Origin of the sequence: Caballeronia sp. INML1, from assembly GCF_023631085.1 — a bacterium.
In the GTDB taxonomy this organism is placed as follows: domain Bacteria; phylum Pseudomonadota; class Gammaproteobacteria; order Burkholderiales; family Burkholderiaceae; genus Caballeronia; species Caballeronia turbans.
The window spans coordinates 186,333-193,233 of sequence record NZ_JALQDT010000048.1; the positions used below are offsets into that span (position 1 = coordinate 186,333).

Genomic DNA, 6,901 nt, shown 5'->3' on the forward strand with positions numbered 1-6,901 from the left:
TTAAGCCTCGCTCTCCATGATCTTGTCGATGAGCCGCGCGTTCTCGCCCGCCGAGCCGATGCCCGCGTGCTTGGCCATCGGCACGAAGAAATGTGTGGCGATCGGCAGCTTCGAGCGTTCGAGCCAACTGTTCAGATGCGCAACGAGCCGTTTCGCCGGCGTCTTCAGCTCCTCGCGCAGGACGCCGGGGAGTTTTTCGAAGTGGCGCATCTCGGTCTGATACGGCTCGGGCGCGACGCACAGCGCGTTGGGCCGGCCATCGACATCGAGGGGAAGCCGCTCCAGCGCCTGATGCAGCAGTGCGACGCCTAGTCCCTCGCCGCGCCACGGCTTGCGCACTTCCCACAGGCTGATGTAAATCACGCGATGCGCATTGAACACCTCGCACAGCTTCTCGGGGCCGAGCGCCTCGGTGGCGGCGAGCGCGAGCGAGAGCATCTCGCCCGAGTACGTGTCGAGCGTATAGACGAGATCGGCGCTGCTCGTGAGCGGCGGCACCTTGACGAGCTGCAGGCGCACCGCCGCCGCGACGATGTCGCTGCCCGCTTCGTGAAACACGGCGAACGCGGTGCCGAGCCGCTCGTCATCGACCTGGGGATACTCGTGGCGATAGGTCATCGTGAAGAGAAACGGCCCGATCTTCTCCCGGTACGCGAGAGGCCGGTCGACATCGTAATCATCGACACCGTCGAGGCCGTAGGGATCGTAGTCGCGTTTCTCGCGCCGCTCGCCGTTTTGCACCGCGGCTGCAAGCGCCGCGAGCGGGCGGCGCGACTCGGGCACGAGATCTTCCGGCAACCCTTCCCACGTGAGGCGCAGGAATTCCCGCCCGCCGCGATAGTGCGTCTCGAAGAGCGAGAGCACCTGCCCGCCCGCGACCGGATCGAGGATGCGCTGCGCGCAATCGTAGGCGCGCTCGAGGAGTTGATCGGCTTCGGCGGGATCGGGCGCGAGGTGCGGCTCGCTGCCCTGCGGCGTGGCGGGCAAGCCTTTTGCGAGACGTTCCCTGTGCGCGAGTTCGAGCCATTCGTCAGCGGCGCGTTCGGCGATGAAACCCGCTGCGATCCGGTAGCCCGTCAGCACGATCGACTGGCCGGTGCGCCCGAGCGGAAACACGTACTCGTCGTTCATGGCGTCGTCGACGGTGACGCCGCGGAAGGTTTCGCGCGGCGCGCTCACGTTCGCGGCCGCATCGAAACGGTCATGCGACAGCACGTGGGCGACGAGGTCTGACGCGGCGGGACCGAATTCCGCTCCGGCGCCGGGAAGCAGCTTCAGCAGGGACAAGGTACTCGTGGTGCCGGTCGTGCTCGATGTGCTCATGAATGCCATCTCCGATCGTGGAGGGTTATCGTAACAAACCGTCGGATTTACGGGAGATATCGATGAACGTTCAAAAGGATGATGAGCGGGCGGCTACGGTTCATGAAGGCGGGTGCGCATGCGGCGCGTTCCGCTTTCGCGCGGCGGGCGGGCCGAAGCGCGTCGGGATGTGCCATTGCATGACGTGCCGGCAGGTGCACGGCTCCGCCTTTGGAGCTTATGCGATTTATGCGCGCGGCGACGTGATGATGAGCGGCAGCCTCTCGACGTGGCGCAGTTCCGAGGACGGCCGCCGGCATTTTTGCCCGGTGTGCGGCTCGGTCGCTTACATGGAATACACGACGCGCGATGAAGTGGACCTGCCTCTCGGCGCGTTCGACGAAACCGGGCTCTTCGAACCGGACTACGAGCTGTGGTGCAAGCATCGCGAGCCGTGGCTGCCCCAGGGCGTCCGTCCGGAGTACGACGAAGAGCGCGCGCACTAGGAGGCGAAATGCCGGGACGCATCCGTATCGGCATTTCGGGCTGGCGCTATGCGGGCTGGCGCGGCGTCTTCTATCCGAAGAAGCTCGCGCAGGCGCGCGAGCTCGAGTTCGCGTCGCGCGCGGTACAGACAGTCGAGATCAACGGATCGCATTATTCGCTGCAAAGCGTGGCGAGCTATCGCGCCTGGCATGACGCGACGCCCGCCGGCTTCGTCTTCAGCGTAAAGGGGCCGCGCTACCTCACGCACATGCTGCGTTTCCGCGACGAAACCGCCATCCCGGCGATCTCGAACTTCTTCGCCTCCGGCGTGCTCGCGCTCGGCGACAAGCTCGGGCCATTTCTCTGGCAGTTTCCGCCGAACTTCGCATTCCGCCCGGACGCCTTCGCGCGATTTCTCGAACTGCTGCCGACAGACACCGTCGCCGCCGCGCGTCTCGCTCAAGGCCATGACACGCGTGTGAAGAATCCTTGGTTCGAGCCAGGGAAAAAGCGCGCATTGCGGCACGCGATCGAGATTCGTCATCCGAGCTTCTGCACCGATGAGTTCGTGCGGCTCCTGCGCAAACATCGCATGGCGCTCGTCGTCTCGGATTCCGTCGCCGGCTGGCCGTATGCGGAAGACCTGACGGCTGATTTCATGTATCTGCGGCTGCACGGCAGCGAAACGCTTTACGGCGGCAGTTATAAAGACGAGGCACTCGATGAATGGGCGCGCCGCATCGCATCTTGGGCGGCGGGCGGACAGATCGACGACGCGCGTGTGATTTCCTCGGCGAAACCGCGCCCGCGCGCCGCACGCGACGTCTTCTGCTACTTCGACAACGACCAGAAAGTACGCGCGCCGTTCGATGCGCGCCGTCTCATGGAACGCCTCGGACTTGGCCCTTGCGCCAGTAATCCAATAGAGACACACCGTTGAAGACCGGGACAGCTTTTGTCCCGCCGGAACTGCATGCTCTCGTCAACGGTCCGAGCAATTGCATTCGCGCCCGGAAAATAAGACGATAGGCGGCGTGCGCTGTGCACGCTGTCGAAAGCGCCGGAAGCGCGGCAGCGGCAGGATCGAGAACCTTTGAACTTCATGGCCAGCGAGGAGCATCGATACCATGATGAAGCAACCGGTCAGCGGCAGCGACAAGATTCATCCCGAAGGCGCGACATGCATCGGCGACTGCGATCCTTCCCAGCAGATCGAAGTGATCGTGATGCTGCGACGCAAGGACGAAGCCGGATTCAAGCAGATGATGTCGCGCATCGATGCCGGCGAGGCGCCAGCGCAAGCCGTCTCGCGCGAGGAATTCGACAAACGTTTCACGGCATCCGACCAGGACGTCGAGAAGGTCAAGGCCTTCGCCAGGCAATACGGCCTGACAGTCGTGCGCGCCGAAACCGAGACGCGCAGCGTGGTGCTGAAGGGCAGCATCGAGCAGTTTCAGAATGCTTTCGACGTCAAGCTCGAACGCTTTCAACATCACAACATCGGCGAATATCGCGGCCGCTCGGGGCCAGTCAAGGTGCCCGAGGACATGCACGATGTCGTCACCGCCGTCCTCGGCCTCGACAGCAAGCCGCAGGCGCGTCCGCATTTCCGTTTCCGTCCGCCGTTCAAGCCCGCGCGCGGCGCGGCGCCCGCGTCTTTCACGCCGGTCGATCTGGCGCGCCTCTACGATTTCCCCGATGGCGACGGCGCCGGCCAGTGCATCGCGATCATCGAGCTGGGCGGCGGTTATCGCGACGCCGATCTCTCCGCGTATTTCTCGAAGCTCGGCGTGAAGGCGCCGAAAGTCGTCGCGGTCGGCGTCGACAACGCGAAGAACGCGCCCACGGGCAACCCCAACGGACCCGATGGCGAAGTGACGCTCGATATCGAGATCGCGGGCGCCATCGCGCCGGGCGCGCGCATCGCCGTGTACTTCGCGCCGAACAGCGACGCGGGTTTCGTCGATGCCGTCAATCGCGCGCTGCACGACTCGACCAACAAGCCGTCCGTGATATCGATCAGTTGGGGCGGCCCGGAGTCGAACTGGTCCTCGCAGTCGATCGGCGCGTTCAATGACGTGCTGCAGAGCGCGGCGGCGCTCGGCGTGACGGTCTGCGCCGCCTCGGGCGACGGCGGCTCGTCCGATGGCGCCGGCGACGGCACGGATCACGTCGACTTCCCCGCGTCGAGCCCGTATGTGCTCGGCTGCGGCGGCACGAGCCTCGCGGCATCCGGTTCGGGCATCGCGAAGGAAGTCGTGTGGAACGACGGCGACCAGGGCGGCGCGGGCGGCGGCGGCGTCTCGGGCGTTTTCGCATTGCCGGCGTGGCAGGCGGGCTTGTCGGTCACGCGCAACGGCAAGGCGACGACGCTCGCGAAGCGCGGCGTGCCGGACGTGGCGGGCGATGCGTCGCCGCAAACCGGCTACGAGGTGCTGATCGACGGCGAGGATACGGTCGTCGGCGGCACGAGCGCGGTCGCGCCGCTGTGGGCTGCGTTGATCGCGCGGATCAACGCGATCAACGCGTCGCCTTCGGGCTTCGTCAATCCGAAGCTCTACAAGGCGAAGGCAGCGTTCCGCGATATCACGCAAGGCAACAATGGCAGCTTCTCGGCGGCGGCCGGCTGGGACGCGTGCACCGGCATGGGCAGCCCCGACGGCGCGAAGATCGCGGCCGCGCTCGAGCCCGCAAAGAGTTGAAACGAGATGCAGCAAGGCGTAAGACAGTGAACAACAACCACGACGACGATTCTGGAGCGACGACGATGAACTCCGATCCACTGGCAGCGAGCGACAAACCTTCCAGCGCGGAAGAACCGGCCACGGCGGCCGCCGCGAAGAAAGCGCCGAAGAAGACCACGACGGCGAAGAAGGACCAGCCGTACTTCGACCCTGTTGCATACGGCAACGGCCCCGACGACGCGATCGCCGCGACCGAAGCCGACGAGAATGCGGCGATCACCCATCACAGCGTGACGATCGGCGGCGCGAAGATCGCCTATACCGCGACGGTCGGCCATCTCGTGACGGTCGATCCGAGCAGCTCGAAGCCGACCGCGAAGATGTTCTATGTCGCGTTCACGAAGGACGGCGCGAAGGAGGAAGCGCGTCCGCTCACGTTCTTCTATAACGGCGGGCCGGGCTCGTCGGCGGTATTCGTGCTGCTCGGCTCGTTCGCGCCGCGCCGCATCAAGACGGCGATGCCGGGCTTCACGCCGCCCGCGCCGTATCAGATGGAGGACAACCCGGACAGCCTGCTCGATCGAAGCGACCTGATCTTCATCAATCCTGTCGGCACGGGCTATTCCGCCGCGATCGCGCCGAACAAGAACCGCGATTTCTGGGGCGTCGACGAGGATGCGGCGTCGATCGCGCAGTTCATCAAGCGCTATCTGACGAAGAACAACCGCTGGAATTCGCCGAAGTTTCTATTTGGCGAGTCGTACGGCACGGCGCGCAGTTGCGTGCTCGCGTACAAGCTGCATGAGGACGGCATCGATCTGAACGGCGTCACGCTGCAGTCGTCGATTCTCGATTACCGGCAGGCGGGCAATCCGGTGGGCGCACTGCCGACCGCGGCGGCGGACGCGTGGTATCACAAGAAACTCGGCGTGCATCCGACGCCGACCAATCTTCTGAATTTTGCGGAAGAGGTGGCGGAGTTTTCGCGCACGGATTATCTGAACGCGCTGCGCAAGTTCCCGCAAACCGACGACGAAGTGGTCGAGAAGCTGTCCGAATACACGGGCATCGACAAGGCGACGCTGCTCGCGTGGAGTCTCGATATCGCGGCGTACGACAGCCGCGGCAACTCGCTGTTTTTGACGACGCTGCTAAAGGCGAAGGGCGAATCGCTCGGTGCCTACGACGGGCGCGTGACGGCGATTTCGACGGGCATCGCGGGCAAGATCGACCCGAATTCCGGCGGCAACGACCCGACGATGACGGCGGTAAGCGGCGTCTATACGACGATGTGGAACAGCTATCTGAACGAGCATTTGAAGTTCACGTCGACGTCGTCGTTCACCGATCTGAACGATCAGGCTTTCCTCAACTGGAACTTCAAGCACACGGACCCGACGGGCGCGCAGAAGGGCGTGGATTCGAAGGGCAACATCATTCTCTATACGGCGGGCGATCTCGCCGCGGTGATGGCGTTGAATGTCGATTTGAAGGTGCTTGCCGCGAATGGGATGTATGACTTCGTGACGCCGTTCTATCAGACGATCATCGATTTGCAGCAGATGCCGCTGATCGACAAGACCGTGCGGCAGAATCTATCGGCGACGTTTTATCCGTCGGGGCATATGGTTTATCTCGACGGCGGATCGAGGACGCAGCTCAAGGCGGATCTTGCCAGGATGTATGACGACGCGACCGCCAATCATGCGGCGATGGGGCGGATCATTGCGTTGCAGAAAGTTACTGCGGATAAGCTGGGGGCATTATCGCCGGTGGGTTGAAAGGTTTGTTTTTTGCCGCGGGCGGCGGGGGTTTTTTTTGCTTTCGCCGGATCCCGTTTTGTTATTGGTCTATTAGCGTTGCCCCTATGCGGGGCGGCAGTCACTTTCTTTGCTGCTGCAAAGAAAGTAACCAAAGAAAGCAGCTTGTTAGGCCCGCGGTCACACGCAGTTTGGCCATGCTTGCCAGGCGATCGTGGGCTGCCTAAGTGTCGCCCTCACAAGGCTAATCGGCTTGGCTCGCGCACGGTCTGACAAGCTAGTACCCTGAGCGTGCTGGTTCAGCACCAAATAGCTTCGGCACAGCGCTGCGCGCTGCCGCTGGGTCTACAAGGGAAACCAACCTATCGCACATGCAATGAGATGGAAGCGTTAGCGACGAAGCACGCGCAAACCCGATGAACCCATCGGCCGCGAAGCGGGCCGGAGCCATTTGGCGCTGAGCCAGTGAGTCAAGCGGTGCGAGGCGACAGACCGTGCGCGAGCCAAGCCCGGTCAGACCTTTGAGGGCGACACTTAGGCAGCCCACGATCACATGGCAAGCGTGGCCAAACTGCGTGTGACCGCGGGCGTCTCGAGCTGCTTTCTTTGGTTACTTGTATATTGACTCCAAGTATTCGGAAACTATCTTTCCACTTACTCGAAGCGGTA

5 protein-coding genes are annotated in these 6,901 nt (G+C 63.5%); 4 read left to right on the forward strand and 1 reads right to left on the reverse strand.

Annotated elements, in window-relative coordinates; all coding sequences use genetic code 11:
- Complete coding sequence (locus NCR38_RS15250) at nucleotides 1-1,323, reverse strand: hypothetical protein (RefSeq protein WP_061118359.1); 1,323 nt, start codon at nucleotides 1,321-1,323, stop codon at nucleotides 1-3.
- Nucleotides 1,324-1,385: 62 nt separating this feature from the next.
- Here NCR38_RS15250 and NCR38_RS15255 point away from each other — a divergent pair, with 62 nt between their 5' ends.
- From NCR38_RS15255 to NCR38_RS15270, 4 genes are all read left to right on the forward strand, one after another.
- Entirely contained in the window at nucleotides 1,386-1,808 is a 423-nt protein-coding gene (locus NCR38_RS15255) for a GFA family protein (protein WP_061118219.1), read from the forward strand.
- A gap of 8 nt (nucleotides 1,809-1,816) precedes the next feature.
- Nucleotides 1,817-2,728, forward strand: a complete 912-nt coding sequence (locus NCR38_RS15260; RefSeq protein WP_061118218.1) for a DUF72 domain-containing protein — start codon at nucleotides 1,817-1,819, stop codon at nucleotides 2,726-2,728.
- A gap of 187 nt (nucleotides 2,729-2,915) precedes the next feature.
- Nucleotides 2,916-4,490: a protease pro-enzyme activation domain-containing protein gene (locus NCR38_RS15265; RefSeq protein WP_061118217.1), complete on the forward strand. Its 1,575-nt coding sequence runs from the start codon at nucleotides 2,916-2,918 to the stop codon at nucleotides 4,488-4,490.
- Nucleotides 4,491-4,555: 65 nt separating this feature from the next.
- Complete coding sequence (locus NCR38_RS15270; protein ID WP_061118216.1) at nucleotides 4,556-6,253, forward strand: S10 family peptidase; 1,698 nt, start codon at nucleotides 4,556-4,558, stop codon at nucleotides 6,251-6,253.
- The last annotated feature ends 648 nt before the right edge of the window (nucleotides 6,254-6,901 follow it).

Coding starts and splice junctions, on each gene's coding strand:
- NCR38_RS15250 (WP_061118359.1), bottom strand. CDS start 1,323: ATGAGCACATCGAGCACGACCGGCACCACGAGTACCTTGTCCCTGCTG.
- NCR38_RS15255 (WP_061118219.1), top strand. CDS start 1,386: ATGAACGTTCAAAAGGATGATGAGCGGGCGGCTACGGTTCATGAAGGC.
- NCR38_RS15260 (WP_061118218.1), top strand. CDS start 1,817: ATGCCGGGACGCATCCGTATCGGCATTTCGGGCTGGCGCTATGCGGGC.
- NCR38_RS15265 (WP_061118217.1), top strand. CDS start 2,916: ATGATGAAGCAACCGGTCAGCGGCAGCGACAAGATTCATCCCGAAGGC.
- NCR38_RS15270 (WP_061118216.1), top strand. CDS start 4,556: ATGAACTCCGATCCACTGGCAGCGAGCGACAAACCTTCCAGCGCGGAA.